21 protein-coding genes are annotated in these 19,928 nt (G+C 71.6%); 19 read left to right on the top strand and 2 right to left on the bottom strand.

What is annotated here, in order from left to right:
- Positions 1-6: 6 nt before the first annotated feature.
- Together V1633_RS34185 and V1633_RS34180 are read right to left on the bottom strand one after the other, a co-directional pair.
- Positions 7-138, bottom strand: coding sequence for a hypothetical protein (locus V1633_RS34185; RefSeq protein WP_331218433.1), 132 nt, complete (start codon positions 136-138; stop codon positions 7-9).
- 184 nt (positions 139-322) lie between these two features.
- The gene (locus tag V1633_RS34180; RefSeq protein WP_331218432.1) at positions 323-571 is read right to left on the bottom strand and encodes a hypothetical protein; all 249 of its coding nucleotides are present in this window, start codon (positions 569-571) and stop codon (positions 323-325) included.
- 247 nt (positions 572-818) lie between these two features.
- Here V1633_RS34180 and V1633_RS34175 point away from each other — a divergent pair, with 247 nt between their 5' ends.
- The 19 genes from V1633_RS34175 (at position 819) to V1633_RS34085 (ending at position 19,375) form a co-directional block, all read left to right on the top strand.
- Positions 819-944 carry a lasso RiPP family leader peptide-containing protein gene (locus V1633_RS34175; protein ID WP_331218431.1) on the top strand — a complete coding sequence of 42 codons (126 nt, stop codon included), beginning with the start codon at positions 819-821 and terminating at the stop codon, positions 942-944.
- 133 nt (positions 945-1,077) lie between these two features.
- Complete coding sequence (locus V1633_RS34170) at positions 1,078-1,200, top strand: lasso RiPP family leader peptide-containing protein (RefSeq protein ID WP_331218430.1); 123 nt, start codon at positions 1,078-1,080, stop codon at positions 1,198-1,200.
- Between the two features lie 33 nt (positions 1,201-1,233).
- On the top strand, positions 1,234-1,359 hold the full coding sequence (locus V1633_RS34165; RefSeq protein ID WP_331218429.1) for a lasso RiPP family leader peptide-containing protein: 126 nt from the start codon (positions 1,234-1,236) through the stop codon (positions 1,357-1,359).
- A 240-nt stretch (positions 1,360-1,599) separates the two neighbouring features.
- Positions 1,600-3,480 carry an asparagine synthase-related protein gene (locus tag V1633_RS34160; RefSeq protein WP_331218428.1) on the top strand — a complete coding sequence of 627 codons (1,881 nt, stop codon included), beginning with the start codon at positions 1,600-1,602 and terminating at the stop codon, positions 3,478-3,480.
- The gene (locus tag V1633_RS34155) at positions 3,477-3,731 is read left to right on the top strand and encodes a lasso peptide biosynthesis PqqD family chaperone (RefSeq protein ID WP_331218427.1); all 255 of its coding nucleotides are present in this window, start codon (positions 3,477-3,479) and stop codon (positions 3,729-3,731) included. The genes V1633_RS34160 and V1633_RS34155 overlap by 4 nt, the downstream gene beginning before the upstream one ends.
- Before the next feature lie 73 nt (positions 3,732-3,804).
- Positions 3,805-4,227, top strand: a complete 423-nt coding sequence (locus V1633_RS34150; protein WP_331218426.1) for a lasso peptide biosynthesis B2 protein — start codon at positions 3,805-3,807, stop codon at positions 4,225-4,227.
- The gene (locus V1633_RS34145; protein WP_331218425.1) at positions 4,224-5,204 is read left to right on the top strand and encodes an ATP-binding cassette domain-containing protein; all 981 of its coding nucleotides are present in this window, start codon (positions 4,224-4,226) and stop codon (positions 5,202-5,204) included. Before V1633_RS34150 ends, V1633_RS34145 begins: the two co-directional genes overlap by 4 nt.
- A complete protein-coding gene (locus V1633_RS34140) occupies positions 5,201-6,115 on the top strand; it encodes an ABC transporter permease (RefSeq protein ID WP_331218424.1) in 915 nt (304 codons plus the stop codon). The genes V1633_RS34145 and V1633_RS34140 overlap by 4 nt, the downstream gene beginning before the upstream one ends.
- Before the next feature lie 153 nt (positions 6,116-6,268).
- The gene (gene dnaG, locus V1633_RS34135) at positions 6,269-8,179 is read left to right on the top strand and encodes a DNA primase (protein WP_331218456.1); all 1,911 of its coding nucleotides are present in this window, start codon (positions 6,269-6,271) and stop codon (positions 8,177-8,179) included.
- Between the two features lie 3 nt (positions 8,180-8,182).
- Positions 8,183-8,719, top strand: coding sequence for a hypothetical protein (locus tag V1633_RS34130; protein ID WP_331218423.1), 537 nt, complete (start codon positions 8,183-8,185; stop codon positions 8,717-8,719).
- A 192-nt stretch (positions 8,720-8,911) separates the two neighbouring features.
- Complete coding sequence (locus V1633_RS34125) at positions 8,912-9,844, top strand: ABC transporter ATP-binding protein (protein ID WP_331218422.1); 933 nt, start codon at positions 8,912-8,914, stop codon at positions 9,842-9,844.
- 10 nt (positions 9,845-9,854) lie between these two features.
- Entirely contained in the window at positions 9,855-10,658 is an 804-nt protein-coding gene (locus V1633_RS34120) for an ABC transporter permease (protein ID WP_407952159.1), read from the top strand.
- Between the two features lie 74 nt (positions 10,659-10,732).
- A complete protein-coding gene (locus tag V1633_RS34115) occupies positions 10,733-11,542 on the top strand; it encodes an ABC transporter permease (protein ID WP_331218420.1) in 810 nt (269 codons plus the stop codon).
- Between the two features lie 152 nt (positions 11,543-11,694).
- Positions 11,695-12,648: a YihY/virulence factor BrkB family protein gene (locus tag V1633_RS34110; RefSeq protein WP_331218419.1), complete on the top strand. Its 954-nt coding sequence runs from the start codon at positions 11,695-11,697 to the stop codon at positions 12,646-12,648.
- Between the two features lie 165 nt (positions 12,649-12,813).
- The gene (locus V1633_RS34105) at positions 12,814-13,998 is read left to right on the top strand and encodes an ROK family protein (RefSeq protein WP_331218418.1); all 1,185 of its coding nucleotides are present in this window, start codon (positions 12,814-12,816) and stop codon (positions 13,996-13,998) included.
- The gene (locus V1633_RS34100) at positions 13,995-15,650 is read left to right on the top strand and encodes a sugar ABC transporter ATP-binding protein (RefSeq protein ID WP_331218417.1); all 1,656 of its coding nucleotides are present in this window, start codon (positions 13,995-13,997) and stop codon (positions 15,648-15,650) included. Before V1633_RS34105 ends, V1633_RS34100 begins: the two co-directional genes overlap by 4 nt.
- Before the next feature lie 99 nt (positions 15,651-15,749).
- Positions 15,750-16,865, top strand: coding sequence for an ABC transporter permease (locus tag V1633_RS34095; RefSeq protein ID WP_331218416.1), 1,116 nt, complete (start codon positions 15,750-15,752; stop codon positions 16,863-16,865).
- A 192-nt stretch (positions 16,866-17,057) separates the two neighbouring features.
- Positions 17,058-18,134 carry a substrate-binding domain-containing protein gene (locus V1633_RS34090; RefSeq protein ID WP_331218415.1) on the top strand — a complete coding sequence of 359 codons (1,077 nt, stop codon included), beginning with the start codon at positions 17,058-17,060 and terminating at the stop codon, positions 18,132-18,134.
- 56 nt (positions 18,135-18,190) lie between these two features.
- Entirely contained in the window at positions 18,191-19,375 is a 1,185-nt protein-coding gene (locus tag V1633_RS34085; RefSeq protein WP_331218455.1) for a Gfo/Idh/MocA family protein, read from the top strand.
- The last annotated feature ends 553 nt before the right edge of the window (positions 19,376-19,928 follow it).

Here is a 19,928-nt window from a genome sequence, read left to right as displayed (position 1 = left end):
CGGGTGTCACAGCGTCCGGATGGAGAGGATCCGCCACCGCCTGGCGGCGGGCACGGTCGCCATGGTCCGCCGGGCGAGCTGCCCGGCCAGCTGGACCGCCGAGGCCCGGTCGACCGCCTGCAGGTACAGCGAGAGCACGGCCTGGCCGGCGTCGACGCCGACGTGGACGTGCTGGAGGCGACCCGAGCGGGCCGGGGGGGCCCCCCCCCCCCCGCGCGGGGGGGGGGGGGCGCCCCCCCCGCGGGGGGGGGCGCCCGCGACCACCACCAGGTACATCTGACCAGCCTCCGCCGACGTGGTCGTGCCGGACGTCGCAGCGGGATCAGCGCGTCGGGGCGGGGAGGTCCCAGCCGAAGCCCCCACCGTTGTCGTCGCCGGCCCCGGAAGCGGTCCCGCCCGGCGTCGGGGTGTCCCAACCGAAACCGCCGCCGTTGCCGTCGCCGGCCACGGAGATCGTGCCGGGCCACTCCGGGAAATCCCGGCCGGACCCGCCGCCGTCGTAATGGCCGGCGGCCCAGACCGCGGTGCCGATAAACGCGGCGACAATTCCCGTTCTGACGGCCCTACGCATTTTCGCCTCCCGTTGATGAGTGCCTGCACACTTTTATAACCCGGTTCCGTCGGCTGTGCCCGAGTGCCGGCATGGCAAGAGGATGCAATGGCAGACATAGGACGGAAACAGGGAAGTGGCCGGTTCCTGCCACCCCCGACAGATAGCCGGAAGTGACCACTTCCGATGCGTCGACGCTCGCCGCAGGATTGGTCCAAGCAAGGCGGCCGACCGGTCGCCGAGACGGATCAAACCGTAGGAGGTTCACATGAACGAGCAGTTCCTGACGTACGTGCGTCCGGTGCTGACCGAGGTCGGCGGGTTCACCGAGCTGACCCGGATCACCAACCGGGGCGGCTACATCGACAGCCCGTGGGGCGGCTGGTGGCTCTGATCGCGAGCCCGGCCCAACCAGCCGACTCGTGAGTGTGGGATCGGCGCGGGGCGACCCGTGATCGGCACGGAGCAACCCCGCGCCGGTCCCACAGGCCGACACCGAGAAGAGGGGTGAGTCCATCATGAATCGCGTGGTTCAGCCCTACGATCCGCCCAGGCTCGTGCTGGTCGGTGATTTCACGGAGCAGACCCGCCTCGTCGGCGGCTGGATGTTCGTCGACGGCCCGTTCTACGGGGGTTGGTGGAACGGATAGCGCCGGCGGCGGTGACGATACGAAGGAGAAACCGTGGACGGACAGTCGACCTGTTACGTGTCCCCGAGGCTGGTCGAGGTCGGCGGGTTCGCCGAGCTGACCCGGTTCGGGAACACCGGCAACTACCTCGACAGCATCCTCGGCGGCTGGTGGCTCTGAACGCCGGCGCACCACCTGCCCGGTGACGCCACGACCCAGGACGACGCACCGGCCGGTGTGACCCCGTCATCGCGCGGGATCACACCGGCCGTCCGGTTTCCGCACCAGCACCGGTCGACCGGCGCGGTACACCCCCTGCGCGGAACTGGCCGCGGGTCCCCGTCCGGGACCCCGTCGTACGCCGCTGCCCGGAACCACGCCGACGTCCGTGCCGGCACCCCACTGATTCAGGAGATCGAGATGGAATTTGTGGTACTTCCCGACCATCCGGCCGCCGCCGGGATCGCCAGGCGGGTCCGTGCCGCCATCGACGACGGTGCCGTACGGATCCTCAACCACCACTCGGGGCGGCCGTGGCTCGTCGGCCGGTGGTCCGACGAGGACATCACCTGGGCCGGCCTGGGTGAGAACCGGCTGGCGCTGCTGGGCAGTGCCGGCGTGACCGCCACCCGGCTGGCGGAACTGCTGCGCGGGGTGCGTACCGGCGGCGACCTGACCGCCCTGGCGGGTGGCCTGGCCGGCGCCTTCCACCTGGTCGCCTCGCTCGGCGGTCGGGTACACGGACAGGGCACCCTCTCCAGCGCCTGCCAACTCTTCTACGGCCCGGTGGCGGGAGTCACCGTGGCGGCCGACCGGCCACAGACCCTGGCCCGGTTGACCGGTGCCGGAATCGTCGAGGAGTTGCTTCCCCTGCAGATCCTGGCCCCGTTCGGGCCGCCGTGGCCGCTCAACGACCGCTGCCTGTGGCGGGGTGTGCGGACGCTGACACCCGGACACCGCCTCGGGATCGAGGCCGACGGCACCGCCCGAACCGTGTCCTGGTGGACCCCGCCGGAGCCGGAGGTGCCGCTGGCCGAGGGGGCGGGCGTGTTGCGCGACGCGCTCGTCGCGGCCGTCGAGGCGCGTACCGCCCGGGGTGTTCCGGTCAGCGCCGACCTGTCCGGCGGGATGGACTCGACCAGCCTCTGCTATCTCATCGCCGGCCAGGGCGTCCCGTTGGTGACCTTCCACTACGACTCCGTGGACCCGTCCAGCGAGGACCGGCTCTGGGCGGCACGCTGCCTGCCGGATCTGCCGGTCACCCGCCACCTGGTGGTGCCGCCCGGCACCGGGCCCGGGATGTACGCGGAACTGGCCACCCCGGACCCCTGCCCGGACCTGGAGGCGCCGCTGTCGATGATCCGGCGCGCGACCGTCGAACACAGCGCCCGACAGGTGGCCGAGGCAGGTTCCCGGCGACACGTCATGGGACTCGGTTCGGACGAGCTCTTCCGACCCAGCCTGATGACGTTGCACGCACTCGCCCGCCGACACCCGCTGCGGTCCGTACGGCAGATCCGGGCCTTCCGCTCGATGCGGCGGTGGAGCTGGGCGACCACGGTACGCAGCCTGTCCCCGATCGAACCCTATCCGCGCTGGCTCGCCTCCCGCGCCGACCAGCTCACCACCGAGCGCCGCTGGGATGCCGAGGTCGACTGGGAGGTGGCGGCCAAGATGCCGCCCTGGGCCACCAGGGAGGCCGTCGACGCGGCCCGACGGCTGCTCCTCGACGCCGCGGCGGAACGTCCCGAGCCGCTGGCCGGGTTGCCGGTGCAGCACGAGATGATCCGGCTGAGCCAGGTGAACGGCACGATGATCCGACGGAGCAGCCGGGTCGGGGAGCAGTTCGGCGTCTCGTTCCAGGCCCCGTTCGTCGACGACCGGGTACTGGAGGCGGCCCTGTCGATCCGGCTGGCGGACCGGATGGCGGTGGGCTGGGCGAAACCGGTCCTCTCCGCCGCCCTGCGCGGGGTCGCCCCCGACGACCTGCTGGCGCGCAAGAACAAGGGTGACCACAGTCCCGAGCTCTACACCGCGTTGCGTCGCTACCGGCGTGAGCTGCGTGACCTCTGTGACGACTCGCACCTGGTCCGACTCGGCCTGGCCGACCGGGACGCGCTCGCCTCCGTCCTCTTCGGCCTGCACCCGGACGCCCGCCCGCTGATGCCGTTCGACGTGACCCTGAACTACGAGCTCTGGCTGCGCTCGCTGTCCGGGCACACCCGGGGTGACACCCCGGACTCCACCCCGGCTCCCGTCCGGGCTACCGAACTTGTCCTCGCCGAAGGAGCGGAACGATGAGTTTCTCCCTGGCCGCGTACGTGACCGCGACCGAGACCGAGCACGGTGTGGTGCTGCTCGACGAGCGCACCGGCCGGTACTGGCAGATGAACGACACCGCCGCCGTGGTGCTGCGGTGCCTGCTCGACGGCGGCAGCGTGGAGTCCGCCGTCAGTACCCTGCGGGGCCGGTTCCCCGACGCGGCGGACCAGATCATCCAGGACGTGACCGACCTGGTCGACGCCCTCCGAGCGGCGAAGGTCATGTCATGAGTGAGCGTGGCGAGCGAATCGGCTGGCGCGGTCTGGTGGCTCACGAGGGCGCCGAGCGAAGTGAGGTGACGTCGTGAGCGGGAAGGTGGTGACCATCGAGCCGTCGGTCGCCCCGCCGTGGCGGCTCCGTCCACTCGCGCTGGCTGCGGTCGGGCTGGCCAGGTTGCTCGAACGCCTGCCACCCCGACGCCTGCGCCGGGTGCTCGAACTGGCCAGCCGGGGCGCCCGTCCGGCCGACACGACCACCGCGTGGCGGGCCCGCAACGCCGTGGTCGCGGTCAGCATCCGCTGCGCCGGGCCGCGTTGCCTGCAACGGTCGATCGCCACCGTGCTGCTCTGCCGGGCCGGCGGTAGCTGGCCCGACTGGTGCACGGGGGTACGCACCCAGCCGTTCCAGGCACACGCCTGGGTCGCGGTCGACGGGGTGCCGGTCGGCGAGAACATCAACGACATCCGCTACTTCCACCGCACCATGACCGTGAAAGTTCGATCATGAACGTGACGACGACCGTTCCGCTCGCGGTACGTACCCGGGGGCTGCGCCGGACGTACGGCGAGCGGACCGCGGTGCACGGACTGGACCTGGCCGTACCCGAGGGCGAGACGTTCGGTTTCCTCGGACCGAACGGCGCCGGCAAGTCGACCACCATCGCCATGCTCTGCACGCTGCTCCGGCCCACCGCGGGCACCGCCGAGGTGGCCGGGGCGGATGTGCGGCGAACTCCGTGGGAGGTCCGCCGCCGGATCGGGGTGGTCTTCCAGGAACCGACCGTCGACCGGGACCTGACCGCCGAGGAGAACCTGCGGCTGCACGCCGAGTTGTACGGGGTGCCCCGCCGCGAGCTGCGGTCCCGGTCGCGATACCTGCTCGGGCTGCTCGGTCTGGACCGGGTGGGAACACCGGTCGGGGCCTTCTCCGGCGGGATGCGCCGTCGCCTCGAACTCGCCCGGAGCCTGATGCACCGTCCCCGGGTGCTCTTCCTCGACGAGCCGACCGTCGGCCTCGACCCGCAGAGCAGGGCGGCGATCTGGGAACACCTGCACGGGCTACGCGAACAACAGCCGGTCACCCTCTTCCTGACCACCCACCACATGGAGGAGGCCGAGCGCTGTGACCGGATCGTCGTGATGGACCAGGGGCGGGTGGTGGCCCAGGGCACCCCTCGGCAGCTGAAGGCGGAGCTGGGCGCGGATGTCGTACACCTGCGGACGGCGGACGACCGGGGGGTGGCCGCCACCCTGCGCGCGGAGGCGGGCCTGGACGTGGGGTGCGGTCCCGACGGGGTACGGGTCAGCGTCGCCGACGGCGCCGCCCTGGTGCCCCGGCTCTGTGCCGGGCTGACCACGCCGGTCTACTCGGTGACGGTGACCCGGCCCAGTCTCGACGACGTGTTCCTGCACCACACCGGCCGGACCATCCGCGACGCCGGGGCGGCCCCGGCGTCGGCCGAGGTGTCGGCGGTGACGTCGTGACCGCCGCCGTCGAACCCGCCGTCGAACCTGTCGAACCCGTTGTCCGGTCCGGCGCCGGACCGGACGGGACGGCCCGGTACCGGGCGGGTGGCACCGGGACCGTTGCGGCCGGCGGTGTCCGGCACGAACTGCGGGCCGTCGGGGTGCTCTGGCGGCGCGAACTGCTCCGACTGGCCCGCAACCGGATCCAACTGGCGCTGTTGCTGATCAATCCGCTGCTGTTCCTGGTCGTCCTCGGCACCGGCCTCGACACGATGCTGGCCGGTACGTCGGGCGGCGACTACCGGACGTACCTGTTTCCCGGGGTGCTGCTGATGGCGGTGCAGCTGCCGGCGCTGAACGCCGGGATGTCGATCGTCCGGGACCGGGAGGCCGGTTTCCTGCGCGGCATGCTGGTGGCGCCGGTCGGGCGCGGGACGATTCTGGTCGGCGCCTGTCTCGGCGGTGCGACCGCGGCCACCGCCCAGGGTGGCCTGCTGCTCGCCTTCGCCGGGCTGGCCGGCCTGCCGTACCACCCCGCGGTGTTGGCGCTGCTCCTCGCCGAGTTGGCGTTGATCGGGTTCACCATGACCGTGCTGAGCGCGTTCGCCGCCGTACTGGTGCGGCGGATGGAGACCTTCCAGATGATGCTGAGCCTGGGCATGATGCCGCTGTTCTTCCTCTCCGGGGCGCTGTTCACCGTCGGCGGCCTGCCGGGCTGGTTGACCACGCTCACCCTGGTCAACCCGCTCAGTTACGCGGTCGACGCGTTACGTCGGAGCGCCGCGCTGGCGCTGCCGCCGGAGCGGGCCCCGGCCGCGCTGGAGGTGGCCGGCTGGACTCCGCCGCTCGGTGTGGAACTCGCGGTGATGCTGCTGGTCAGCCTGCTCGCCCTGGTCGCCGCCGCCCGGCGGTTCGCCCGGACCGGCTGACGGTTGCTCGGTGGGGCGCGCCCGGGCGGGGCGGCCGCCGGCGATGGGTCGACCCGGCCGGCGGGCCGGGCGTGGGCGGTCGACGACCGGGCCGGTGCGGCGGCCTCTCCGGTGGGCACCCCTTCGGCGGTGAGATCTTCCCGGCAGGGCAGGATGTACGCCGGAGGGGGTGGGACGATGGCTGGGCGGATCCGGGACGAGGACATCGCGCTGGTCCGGGAGCGCACCTCGATCGCCGACATCATCTCCGAGACGGTCACGTTGAAGTCCGCGGGTGGCGGCAACCTGAAGGGTCTGTGCCCGTTCCACGACGAGAAGACTCCGTCGTTCACCGTGGCTCCCGCCCGGAATGTCTACTTCTGTCATGGCTGCGGAGCTGGCGGCGACGCGATCAAGTTCCTGATGGACGCCGAACACCTGAGCTTCATCGAGTCGGTCGAACGGCTCGCCGACCGGGCCAACATCCAGCTCCGGTACCTCGAGGCCGGGCCGGTGCCGGTCCGTCCGCAGCAGGGCCAGAAACAGCGGCTGGTGGCCGCGCACGCGGTCGCCGCCGAGTTCTACGCCGGTCAGCTCGGTACCGCCGGGGCCCGGCCGGCCCGCGAGTTCCTCGCCCGGCGCGGCTTCGACCGGGCCGCCGCCCAGACGTACGGCTGCGGGTTCGCCCCGGACACCTGGGACGCGTTGACCAGGCACCTGCGGCAGAAGGGCTTCACCGCCCAGGAGATGATCACCGCCGGGCTGGCCCGGGAGGCGCGGTCCGGCTCGCTGATCGACCGGTTCCGGCGCCGGCTGCTCTGGCCGATCAAGGACCTGACCGGCGACGTGATCGGGTTCGGCGCCCGGAAGCTCTTCGACGACGACGACGGCCCGAAATACCTCAACACCCCCGAGACGCCGCTCTACAAGAAGTCGCACGTGCTCTACGGCATCTCCCAGGCGAAGCGGGAAATCGCCCGGCAGGGGCGGGCGGTGATCGTCGAGGGGTACACCGACGTGATGGCCTGCCACCTGGCCGGGGTACCGACCGCGGTGGCGACCTGCGGCACCGCGTTCGGCGCCGACCACATCGGCGTACTGCGGCGGCTGCTGATGGACACCGACGCGGTGGCCGGTGAGATCATCTTCACCTTCGACGGGGACGCCGCCGGGCAGAAGGCGGCACTGCGCGCCTTCGAGGAGGACCAGCGGTTCGTCGGCCGTACCTTCATCGCGGTCAGCCCGGACAACATGGATCCGTGCGACCTGCGGCTGGCCAAGGGGGACCTGGCGGTGCGGGACCTGGTCGCCCGCCGCGAGCCGCTGGTCGACTTCGCGCTGCGTCAGGTGCTCAACCGGTACGACCTGGACACCGTCGACGGCCGGGTGGAGGCGATGCGCCGGGCGGCCCCGCTGGTGGCCAAGCTCAAGGACCGGGAGAAGCGCCCCGAGTACGTCCGGAAGCTCGCCGGCGACCTCGGGATGGAGATCGAGCCGGTGCAGCGGGCGGTCCGCAACGCCGAGAACGAGCTGCGCAACGCCGCGACGGCACCGGCCCGTGGCGACCGGCCGAGCCCGCCGACCCGGCCTGCCCCGGCCGCACCAACGGTGGACAACCCGCAGGTCATGGTGGAACGCGAGGCGTTGAAACTGGCCCTGCAGGTGCCGGTGCTGGCCGGTCCGATGTTCGACGCGCTCGCCCCGGAGGTGTACCAGCATCCGGTGCACCGGGTGGTGCGCTCGGCGGTGGAGGCGGCCGGCGGTGCGGCGTCCGCGACCGGCGGCGCGGTCTGGATCGAGGCGGTCCGGGACGCCTGTGCCGACCTGGCCGCGGTGGCGCTGGTCAGCGAACTCGCCGTCGAGCCGCTGCGGATCGACAACGAGCCCGATCCCCGGTACGTCTCGATCACGCTGTCCCGGCTGGAGTGGGGTGCGGTGACCGCCCGGATCCGGGATCTGAAGTCGAAGGTGCAGCGGATCAATCCGGCGGCGAACAAGGACGAGTACTTCGCGCTCTTCGGCGAGCTGCTCTCGCTCGAACAGCACGCGCGGGCCCTGCGTGAGCAGGCGATGGGGGGTCTGTAGCCGGTGGCACCGTTCAACCTGTTCTCCCGGCGGCGGCGGTTGCCAACCGATCGGCGGCCGGCGCTCGACCGCGACGAGCGGGTCCTCGACTGGGCCCGGGTCGGCGACGGCACGGAGACGGTGGTGGTCACCGACCGGGGGCTGTGGCTGCCCGATCGCGAGGGCCGGCTCGGTTGGCACGAGATCCACAAGGCGGTCTGGTCCGGTCGTGAGCTGGCGGTCACCCCGGCCGAGCCGGTCGGGGAGCGGGCCGACTACCGGGTGCTGGCCGACGGGGAGGTGCGGACGTACCTGCTGCTCGATCCGGGCGAGGTGCCGCACCAGGTACGCGCCCGGGTGACCCGCTCGGTGGCGTACACCGCGCATCACCGGTTGCCGGCGGGCGGGGTGCGGGTGGCGGCCCGCCGGGTGCCCGGCGTCGACGGCCTGACCTGGACGGTCCGCTACGACCCCGGCACGCCGTCCGACGACGCGGCGGTGGTCGAGGAGACCGACCAGCTGGTGTCGGTGGCCCGGACCGAAACCACGCCCGACCTCTGACCTGGCCGGTATGCCGGCCCGACCGCCGATGGCAGCGCATCCGACCGCCCGAACTGGCCGGCTGGCAGCGGACTCGACGGCCTAGTTGGCCGGCTGGCGGCGGCCCGACCGCCGAGCTGGGCGGGCTGGCGGGCCGCTCGGTCGGCGGAAACTCGGTGGGACGTGTCGGAGGTCCGGGCTAGGGTCGGGGCCGTGGCGAAGGACGGGGTGCTGATCCAGGCACGTGGGCTGGTCAAACGGTTCGGGGATTTTGTCGCGGTCGATGGGATCGACGTCGATGTCCGGGCCGGTGAGGCGTTCGGGTTTCTCGGGCCGAACGGTGCCGGCAAGAGTTCGACCATGCGCATGGTCGGCTGTGTCTCCCCGCCGACCAGCGGTGAGTTGCGGATCATGGGGATGGACCCGCGCCGGGACGGCCCGGCGATCCGCGCCCGGCTCGGCGTCTGTCCCCAGTTGGACAACCTCGATCCCGAGCTCACCGTCCAGGAGAACCTGACGACGTACGCGCGCTACTTCGGCATCCCGCGTCGGGTGGCCCGGGAACGGGCCGCCGAGTTGTTGCGGTTCGTGCAGCTCGCGGAGCGGGCCGGTAGCAAGGTGGAGCCGCTCTCCGGCGGCATGAAGCGTCGGCTGACCATCGCCCGGGCGCTGGTCAACGAACCGGACATCGTGCTGCTCGACGAGCCGACGACCGGGCTGGACCCGCAGGCCCGGCATCTGGTCTGGGAGCGGCTGTTCCGGTTGAAACAGCAGGGCGTCACGCTGGTGCTGACCACCCACTACATGGACGAGGCCGAGCAGCTCTGCGACCGGTTGGTGGTGATGGACGGTGGCCGGATCGTCGCCGAGGGGTCGCCGAGGACGTTGATCGAGCGCTACGCCACCCGTGAGGTGGTGGAGCTGCGGTTCGCCGGGGAGACGCAGGAGAGTTTCGCCGGAAAGCTGGCCGGGATCGGCGAGCGGACCGAGGTGCTGCCGGACCGGATCCTGATCTACGTGACCGACGGCGACGCGGCGGTGGCCGAGGTGCAGGCCCGGGCACTCAGCCCGGCCAGCGTGCTGGTCCGACGTGGCAGCCTGGAGGACGTCTTCCTGCACCTGACCGGCCGGACGTTGGTGGACTGAGATGGCGGTGCTGGAGCAGACCGGGGGAAGGGCTCCCCGTGCCGGGCTGGTCGGGCGGATCCCCGCGCTCGCGGTCCTCGAGTACGGACTCGTCTCCTACCGGCGGACCTGGCGGGCGGGGGCGTTCTCGTCGTTCCTGCTGCCGTTGCTGACCATGCTCGGCTTCGGGGTCGGTGTCGGGGCGTACGTCGACTCCGGGGTGGGCGGGGTCTCGTATCTCGACTTCATCGTTCCCGGCCTGATCGCCTCGACGGCGTTGCAGGTCGCGGTCGGCGAGTCGTCCTGGCCGGTGCTGGGCAGTTTCGAGTGGATCAGGACCTACTTCGCGATGGCGGCGAGCCCGTTGCGGGTCGGTGACATCCTCGGCGGGCACGTCGCCTTCGTGTTGTTCCGGGTGCTCACCAGCAGTCTGGCGTTCCTGCTGGTCGCGGCGTTGTTCGGCACGCTGCACTCGCCGTGGGCGCTGGTCGTGCCGTTGCTGGTGCTGCTGATCGGGCTGTCGATCTCGACCCCGGTCTTCGCGTACAGCGCCTCGGTCCGCAGTGACAGCTACCTGGCGCTGCTGTTCCGGTTCGCGGTCATCCCGATGACGCTCTTCGCCGGGGTCTTCTTCCCGGTCGAGTCGCTGCCGGTGGTGCTGCGCTGGCTGGCGTACGTGTCGCCGTTGTGGCACGGCGTCGACCTGTGCCGCGCCGCCGCCCTCGGTGTCGCGCCGGACTGGTCGGTGCCGGGTCACCTGCTCTATCTCGCCGCGTGGGCGGTGGCCGGCTGGCTGCTGGCCCGGGCCCGGTTCCGTCGTCGTCTGGTGGTCTGATTCGCCGCACCCGGCCGTGGCCGGCCCCGTCCGCCGCGCGTCGGCGGTGTCCGTGACGTAAGGAGAGAGGTTCCGTGGTCAGCTTCGTCCTGCCCCGGCTGGTCGGTCTCGCCGGTCCGGCCCGCCGCGCGGTCTCGGTGGCCGAGCGGAACGTCGCCGCCCTCAAGTCCGCGTACTGGATCGTGCTGATCTCCGGCTTCTTCGAGCCGATGCTCTACCTGCTCTCCATCGGGGTGGGGGTGGGCGCGCTGGTCGGCGACCTGACGCTGCCCGGCGGCGCGGTGGTGACGTACGCCGCGTTCGTGGCGCCGGCGATGCTGGCCGCCTCGGCGATGAGCGGCGCGCTGGCCGAAACGACATTCAACTTCTTCGGCAAGATGAAGTACATGAAGCTGTACGACGGGATCCTGGCCACCCCCGTGCAGCCGTTCGAGATCGCCCTCGGTGAGCTGGGCTGGGCGATGCTGCGCGGCACGCTCTACAGCGCGGTCTTCCTCGCCGTGATGGTGTGGATGGATCTGACCAGCCCGGTACGCGCGCTGCTGGGGCTGCCCGCGGCGGTGCTCGTCGGGTTCGCGTTCGGTGCGCTCGGCATGGCGATCTCCACCTTCATGCGCAGCTGGCAGGATTTCGACCTGCTCGGCTCGGTCCAGTTCACCCTCTTCCTCTTCTCCGGCACCTTCGTGCCGGCCCAGGCCTATCCGGCGGTGCTGCGGTGGGTGGTCGAGGCCAGCCCGCTCTACCGGTCGGTGGACCTGATCCGGGGCATCACCGTCGCCGGGGTCGGCTGGAGCCAGCTGGTGGATCTGCTCTACCTGCTCGGCGTGCTGGCACTGGGCCTGGTCGTGGCGGGTCGGCGGATGGGCCGGCTGCTCAACAAGTGACCCCGTCGGCGCCCGCCGCGGCGCCACCCTTCGGCGCATCCGGTACCTGAGGTGGGAACGGAATCCGGTGATTTGACCACCTTGTGTAGTTGACTGGTATCCGTACGAGGTGGCCTTCGGGTCACCGGGCGGGGTCGACGGAGGGGGTCGGGATGGCCGAGGAGCGACAGGCCGGGCGCCCGGGTCGACTCTCCCGGGCCGACTGGTTCCGGGTACTGCGGCGGACGCTGCGCGAGGCCCAGGCGGACAACATCACCGACTGGGCGGCGGCGCTGACCTACTACGGGGTGCTGGCGCTCTTTCCCGCGCTGCTGGTACTGGTCTCGGTACTGGCCCTGATCGGCGACGCGGCGGTGCGCGGGGTGCAGAACGTGATCCGGGACGTGGTCCCCGCGCAGTCGGCCCGGGACATCCTGTTGACCGGGGTGGGCCAGGTGCAGGGCAGTGGCGGTACGGCCAGCCTGGTCGCGATCCTCGGCCTGCTCGGGGCGTACTGGACGGCCTCGGGGTACGTGGGCGCGTTCATGCGGGCGGCGAACGCGATCTACGACGTGCCGGAGGGTCGGCCGCTCGGCAGGACGTTGCTCTTCCGGCTCGGGACCACCGCACTGGTCGGGTTGATGGTGCTGGTCAGCCTGGTGCTGCTGATCTTCAGTGGGAAGCTCTCGGAACAGGTCGGCCGACGACTGGGGGTCGGCTCGGCCGGGGTGACCGCCTGGGACATCGCGAAGTGGCCGGTCCTGCTGGTGCTGGTGAGTCTCACCTTCGCGGTGCTCTACTGGGCGACGCCGAACGCCCGGCAGCGTTTCCGGTGGATCAGTCCCGGTGGCCTCTTCGCGGTGCTCGCCTGGGCGGTCGTCTCCAGCGGCTTCGCCTTCTACGTGGCCAACTTCGGTTCCTACAACAAGACGTACGGGTCGCTGGCCGGGGTGATCGTCTTCCTGATCTGGCTGTGGCTGTCGAACGTGGCCATCCTGCTCGGCGCGGAACTGAGCGCCGAACTGGAGCGGGAGCGGACCGTCCGGTTGGGTGGGTCGGCCGAGCGGGAGCCGTACGTGTCGCTCCGGGACGACCGGAAGCTCCGGAAGCGGGGTCGCGGTCAGTGACCAGCCGCTTTCCTTGATCATTTACTAACTTTCGTCCGTACGGACAAAAGTTGACGTCAACTTAGCCGAAGCTCTGGACAGTCACTCCGGAAGACTCCTACTGTGTCGAGCACAACGCCCTGGCGTTGCCAGCCCGTGAACTGAGTCTGACGGAGGTGACCCGCGGTGCGCGGAACCGAAGCCCTGCACCTCCGGCTGCTCCGGCTGCTGCGCGACGAGGGTGCGATCTCCCGGGCCGAACTCGCCGACCGGCTGCAGATGCCCCGGCCCCGACTGCTCGCCGAACTCGAACGACTCGTCACTCTCGGTTACGTCGCGGAGGCCGGACTCGCCGCCTCCCGGGGCGGTCGGCGGTCCACCCTGGTGGAGCTCAGCCCCCACCTGAGGTTCGCCGCCGTCGACCTGGGCGCCAGCTCGATCGACGTCGAGGTGGTCAACGGTCGGCTCGAGACGGTCGCCGTGTACGCCGAGGTCGCCGACATCCGTACCGGCCCCAAGGCGATCCTGCACCGGGTCAACGACCTGCTGCACAAGGCGAAGGTGGACGGGGCGTACGAGCGGCTGCACGCGGTCGGGATCGGCGTACCCGGCCCGGTGAGCTTCCGGGACGGCACCCCGGTGTCGCCGCCGATCATGCCCGGCTGGGACCGCTTCCCGGTGCGGGAGCTGCTCACCCGGGAGCACGGTTGCCCGGCGGTGGTGGACAACGACGTCAACATCATGGCGATCGGCGAGCGGCACGGCGGGGTCGCGCACTCGGTGGACGACTTCCTGTTCGTGAAGATCGGCACCGGCATCGGCTGCGGGATCTACCTCTCCGGCGAGGTCTACCGGGGCAACGACGGCTGCGCCGGCGACATCGGCCACATCCAGGTCGACGCGCACGGCCCGGTCTGCTCGTGCGGCAACGTCGGCTGCCTGGAGGCGCTGTTCAGCGGAGCGGCACTGGCCCGGGAGGCGACCGCGGCGGCGCGCGGCGGGGCCTCGCCGGCACTGGCCGAGCGGCTCGCCGCGAGCCCGACGGACTCGGTCACCGCCCTCGACGTCGCGCAGGGCGCGAGCGAGGGCGACGTGACCTGCATCCGGCTGATCCGGGACGGTGGCCGACGGGTCGGTGGTGTGCTCGCCGGCCTGGTCAGCTTCGCCAACCCCTCGATGATCGTGATCGGGGGCGGGCTGGCGCAGCTCGGCCACATCCTGCTCGCCGAGATCCGCAGTGTGGTGTACCGACGGTCACTGCCGCTGGCCACCGGGAACCTGCCGGTGGTCCTCTCCGAACTGGGCCCGAGGGCGGGCGTCGCGGGCGCGGCCGTACTCGCCACCGACGTCGCGTTCGCGGAGGCGTCATGACCGACCGGAACGAGGAGGCCATGACGGGAGAGGGAGAGGCGACCATGACCGGGTCGAGCGCGGGTGCGCGGAACGGGGACGCGGTGCCGGAGCCGACCGGGGACGCGGTGAACGGGGACGCGGTGTCGGAGCCGGGCGAGATCGTGCTCCGGCTCACCGACGTGGTGAAGACCTTCCCCGGCGTACGGGCCCTGGACGGCGTGCAGTTGGAGGTGCGGGCCGGCGAGGTGCACTGCCTGCTCGGCCAGAACGGTGCCGGCAAGTCGACGCTGATCAAGGTTCTCTCCGGGGCGCACCGGCCCGACTCGGGTCAGGTGGAGTGGCTGGGCCAGCCGGTCAACTTCGCCAACCCGCAGGCCGCGATGCGGGCCGGGATCGCCACCATCTACCAGGAACTCGACCTGGTCGAGGACCTGTCGGTGGCGGAGAACGCCTTCCTCGGCCACGAGCCGCGCCGGCTCGGTTTCATCCGGTGGGGCGGGATGGCCCGACGTACCCGGGAGATCCTGGGCCGGCTCGGACATCCGGAGATCCCGGCCCGGCGGATGGTGCGGTCGCTGCCCGCCGCCGGCAAGCAGGTGGTCAGCATGGCGCGGGCGTTGTCGCACGAGGCGCGGCTGATCATCATGGACGAGCCGAGTGCGGTACTGGCCCACGACGAGGTGGAGAACCTCTTCCGGATCATCCGGGAACTGACCGCGCAGGGCATCGCGGTGATCTACATTTCGCACCGGCTGGAGGAGATCCGCGAGATCGGCGACCGGGTCACCGTCCTCAAGGACGGTCGGACCACGGCGGCGAACCTGCCGGCCCGGACCACCCCGACCCGCGACCTGGTCAGCCGGATGACCGGCCGGTCGATCGAGTACGTCTTCCCGGAGCGGACCCCCGGCGGCGGACCGGGCGAGGAACTGCTGCAGGTCCGGGGGCTGAGCCGCGAGGGCGAGTTCGCCGACGTCTCGCTGACCGTGCGCGCGGGCGAGGTCGTCGGCATCGCCGGCCTGGTCGGCTCGGGACGCTCCGAACTCCTGGAGACGATCTTCGGGGCGCGGCGGGCGGACGCCGGCACGGTCACGGTGGGCGGCCGGAACCTGCGCCCGGGCAGCGTCGGCGCCGCGGTACGGGCCGGCATCGGCCTGGCCCCTGAGGAGCGCAAGAGCCAGGCGCTGCTGCTCGGCGAGCCGATCTACCGCAACGTCACACTGGCCACCTTCACCCGCTGGGCCCGGTTCGGCTTCACCGACGCCGGTCAGGAGCGGGGGGCGGCGACGGCCATCGCCGACCGGCTCGAACTGCGGCCCCGGGACGTGCACCGCCCGGTACGCACGCTCTCCGGCGGCAACCAGCAGAAGGTCGTGGTCGGGCGGTGGCTGCTCGGGGACACCCGGCTGCTGCTGCTCGACGAACCCACCCGGGGAGTCGACGTCGGCGCCCGGGCGGAGCTGTACCAGGTGATCCAGGCACTGGCCGACGAGGGCGTCGGCGTGCTGCTGGTCTCCAGCGAGGTGCCGGAGGTGCTGGGCCTGGCCGACCGCGTACTGGTGATGCGGGAGGGACGGGTCGTGCACGAGGCGCCGGCCGGCGAACTCGACGAGGACAGGGTGCTCGACCTCGTGATGGCGGGGTCGTTGATGGAGGGCGCACCAGCATGAGTGCACAGCGGCAGTCGTACGGGGTGACGGCGTGAGCGGGCGGACCGGTCGGCTCGGCCGTACGGCTCACGACGTCGGCGAGCGAAGCGAGGAGGCGGCATGAGCGAGCGTACGGAAACCGCCGCGCCGACGGCGGTGCCGGCCCAGTCGGCGCCGGTCTCGCCGGCGCCGGTCGGGGTCGTCGACTCCGGGGCGCAGAAGGTTCCCGGCTCGGGGTGGTGGCGTGGTGAGGCCGGTGAGTCGGCCCGACGCAACCTGGCCCTGATCGGGGTACTGGTGGTGTTGATCGTCATCGGGATGATCACCCGCCCGGACCTCTACGGTGACCTGGGCTGGGTCGGCGGCAACATGATGACCATCCTGAAACTGGCCTCCGCGGTCGGCGTGGTGACCGTCGGGATGACCTTCGTGATCATCGGTGGCGGCATCGACCTCTCGGTCGGCGCGATCATCGCGCTGGCCGGGGTCTGGTCCACGACCGTCGCCACCCAGCAGTTCGGCGCGGGCGGAATGATCTTCACGGCGATCGTCGTGGCCACCTGCGTCGGCCTGGTCAACGGCCTGCTGATCTCGTACGGCCGGCTGGTGCCCTTCATCGCCACCCTGGCGATGCTGGTCGCGGCCCGGGGCCTGGCCGCCGAGATCTCCGACAAGCAGACCCAGGTCTCCACGAACCAGACCATCAACGGCATCGCCAGCAACGAGGTCCTCGGCATTCCGGTGCTGGTGATCATCCTCGTCGGGGTCGTCGCGGCCGGCTGGGTGCTGCTCAACCGCACCACGTTCGGCCGGCGTACGGTCGCGGTCGGCGGCAACCCGGAGGCCGCCCGACTGGCCGGCATCAACGTACGCCTGCACACCGTGCTGCTCTACGCGCTCTCCGGCCTCTGCTGCGGAATCGGCGCGGTGATGCTGACCGCACAGGCGAACTCGGCCCAGGCCGCGATGGCCAACCTCTACGAACTCGACGCGATCGCCGCGGCGATCATCGGCGGGACCCTGCTCAGCGGTGGCCGGGGCAGTGTCGTCGGCGCCCTGCTGGGTGTGGTCATCTTCGCCACCATCACCAACCTGTTCGCGCTCAACGACCTTTCCCCCGAGGCCCAGAACATGGTCAAGGGCGGCATCATCGTCGCCGCCGTGCTGGTCCAGCAGTTCCGCTTCAAGTCCCTCACCCAGTTCTTCGCCCGCAACCGGCTCAGCTCCACGGGCTGACTTCCCGGCCGGGCGGACGTACCAGAGAAAGCTCCGCCGGCGGTCCGCCGCCGGTGGTCGAAGAGCCCGACCACCGGCGGTCCGCCCGGCAACCCGGCGGCCCGCCGGACCCGGGCGGTGAATTCGCTGATCCGCACCTCCCTCTCCACCCCCCACCCACCCCCACCGAAACACCGATAACAGGAGGTCGTCATGACCAAGCACGATCCGCTCCGGCCCGTGCGCGACCTGTCGCGTCGGCGGCTGCTGTTCGGCACGGCCGCGGTCGGCGCCGGCGCCCTGCTCACCGCCTGCACCAGCAACGAGGCCGCCCCGAACGCGAACGAGCAGGTCAAGGAGGCCGACGCCGGAGCCAACCCGAACAGCTCCCCGGGCAAGCGGGTGGTCATCGGCTTCTCCGCCCCGGCCGCCGACCACGGCTGGCTCGCCGCCATCACCCGCAACGCCGAGGCGCAGGCGAAGGTCTACTCCGACGTCGAGTTCCGCACCGTCCAGGCCGGCGCCGACGCCGCCGCCCAGCGGGCCGCGCTGAGCACCCTGATCTCGCAGAAGCCCGACGTGATCGTGATGCTGCCGCACGACGGCAAGGAGCTGAACGCGGCCGGCCTGGAGGCGATGAAGGCCGGCGTTCCGGTGGTCAACCTCGACCGGGCGTTCCCGGACGCGCTGGCCTACCGGCTCCAGATCAAGGGCGACAACTACGGCATGGGCGTCGCCGCCGCCCGCTACATCGGCGAGCAGATGAAGGCGAAGGGGATCGCCAACCCGGTGATCGGGGAGATCGCCGGCATGGACGAACTGGAGCTGACCCAGGAGCGCTCCGCCGGCTTCGCCGCCGAACTCGCGGTGTACGGCTTCAAGGTGAAGAACCGGCGGGCGGCCCGGTTCACCGCCGACAGCGGCCAGGTCGAGGCGTCCCAGCTGCTGCGGGCGGAACCGAAGCTGGACGCGGTCTGGAACCACGACGACGACCAGGGCATCGGCGTGCTCGCCGCCATCCAGCAGGCCAACCGCTCCGAGTTCATCATGGTCGGCGGTGCCGGCTCCAAGGCCGCCATCGACGCCATCGCGGCGGACAACAGCGTGCTGAAGGCGACCGTCACCTACAGCCCGTCCATGGCCTCGTCGGCGATTTCGCTGGCCCGGCTCATCGGCCAGGGTCGCGGCATGTCCGACCTGGTCGAACTGCAGGTCCCGAAGGAGATCACGTTGGCTTCGGAGACCATCACCAAGGAGAACGCGAGCGCGTACAGCAAGCTCGGGTTCTGATACACCGGGGGGAGAGACCCACCTTGTCCAGGGAAGAAAGAGAACTGCGGGTCGGCATGGTCGGCTACGCGTTCATGGGCGCCGCGCACTCACAGGCGTGGCGCACCGTGAACCGCGTCTTCGACCTGCCGGTACGCGCCCGGATGTCGCTGATCTGCGGCCGGGACACCGGAAAGGTCGCCGAGGCGGCCGACCGGCTCGGCTGGGAGGCGCACACCACCGACTGGCGTGACCTGATCAGCCGGGACGACATCGACATCGTCGACGTCTGCACGCCGGGGGACAGCCACGCCGAGATCGCGATCGCGGCGCTGGCGGCGGGCAAGCACGTACTGTGCGAGAAGCCGCTGGCCAACACGGTCGACGAGGCCCGGTTGATGGTCGCGGCCGCGGCCAGGGCGCAGGCGTCGGGGGTACGGGCGATGTGCGGGTTCAACTACCGCCGGGTGCCCGCGGTCGCCCTGATGCGGGAACTCGTCGCGTCCGGCCGGCTCGGCACGATCCGGCACGTCCGCGCGGTCTACCTGCAGGACTGGATCGTCGACCCGCAGTTTCCGCTGGTCTGGCGGCTGCAGAAGGACAAGGCGGGCTCCGGGGCGCTCGGCGACATCGGCGCCCACATCATCGACCTGACCCAGTACGTCACCGGCCAGCGCATCGCCGGGGTCAGCGCGGTCACCGAGACGTTCGTCAAGGAGCGTCCGCTGCCGACCGAGTCGAGCGGACTGGCCGCCTCGGCCGACGGCGCCAACGGGGCCGCCCCGGCCACCGGCCAGGTCACCGTCGACGACGCCGCGATCTTCGTGGCCCGGCTCGACGGTGGCGCCCTGGCGACGTACGAGGCCACCCGGTTCGCCACCGGTCGGCGCAACGCGCTGCGGGTCGAGATCAACGGGTCGCTCGGATCGGTCGCGTTCGACCTCGAACGCCTCAACGAGCTGGAGTTCTTCGACGCCTCGGAACCCGGTGCGGAGCAGGGCTTTCGGCGGATCCTGGTGACCGAGGGCAACCACCCGTACATGTCGGCGTGGTGGCCGCCGGGACACATCATCGGCTACGAGCACTCGTTCACGCACGAGATGCGGGACTTCCTGCTGGCGGTCGCCAACGGGTCGGATCCCGCCCCGTCCTTCGCCGACGGTCTCCAGGTCCAGTTGGTGCTGGACGCGGTGGCACGCTCGGCCGAGCTCGGTTCGTCCTGGACCGAGGTGGAGCGGGTACCCGACCCGGTCTCCGTGTAGCACCTCCGGCACGTCGGCGCCTCGGCCCGCCCCGGGCCGACGCCGGCGACGCCGGAGCCCACCATCCACCAGCTCGGGTGTCCCGACCTCCGGTCGGGTACCCGGCCCGAGAGCTCTCCGGCCTGATCGGCGAGGGTCCGGTCGCGGTTGCGCCCCGCGAGCGGACGGAGGTCGGTCCGGAGGGAGTGCGCGTCCGCGCCGGAACCACTCCGGTAGCGCCGCGTACAGCAGGTAACACGGCCGTCCGGTGCGGCCGGACCGGGATTCCCCGGTCGTGCCGGACGCCGGACCGCACCGGCCACCCCCCCGGCCGGTGCCGACCCGCCGGCTCCGGCCGGCCCACACCGCGACGCCGCCCGGCCCGCCCGGCGGCCCGCCCGACGACTCCGCCGTCCACTACGCGGTCCACAGTGGATGCGGCGGCACAACTGCACAGTGGGACCGCGACCGGGACCGGCACCACGCCGGCCGGTCGCACTGGTAATTCGGGGGAGGCAGGACCGCGACGCCGACCGGCCCTGCCTACCAAAGCCCCGTCCGCCCGTACGGTCAC

It is taken from the genome of Plantactinospora sonchi (assembly GCF_036422035.1).
Classification (GTDB): Bacteria; Actinomycetota; Actinomycetes; order Mycobacteriales; family Micromonosporaceae; genus Plantactinospora; species Plantactinospora sonchi.
This window is presented reverse-complemented; position numbering and strand designations above follow the sequence as displayed.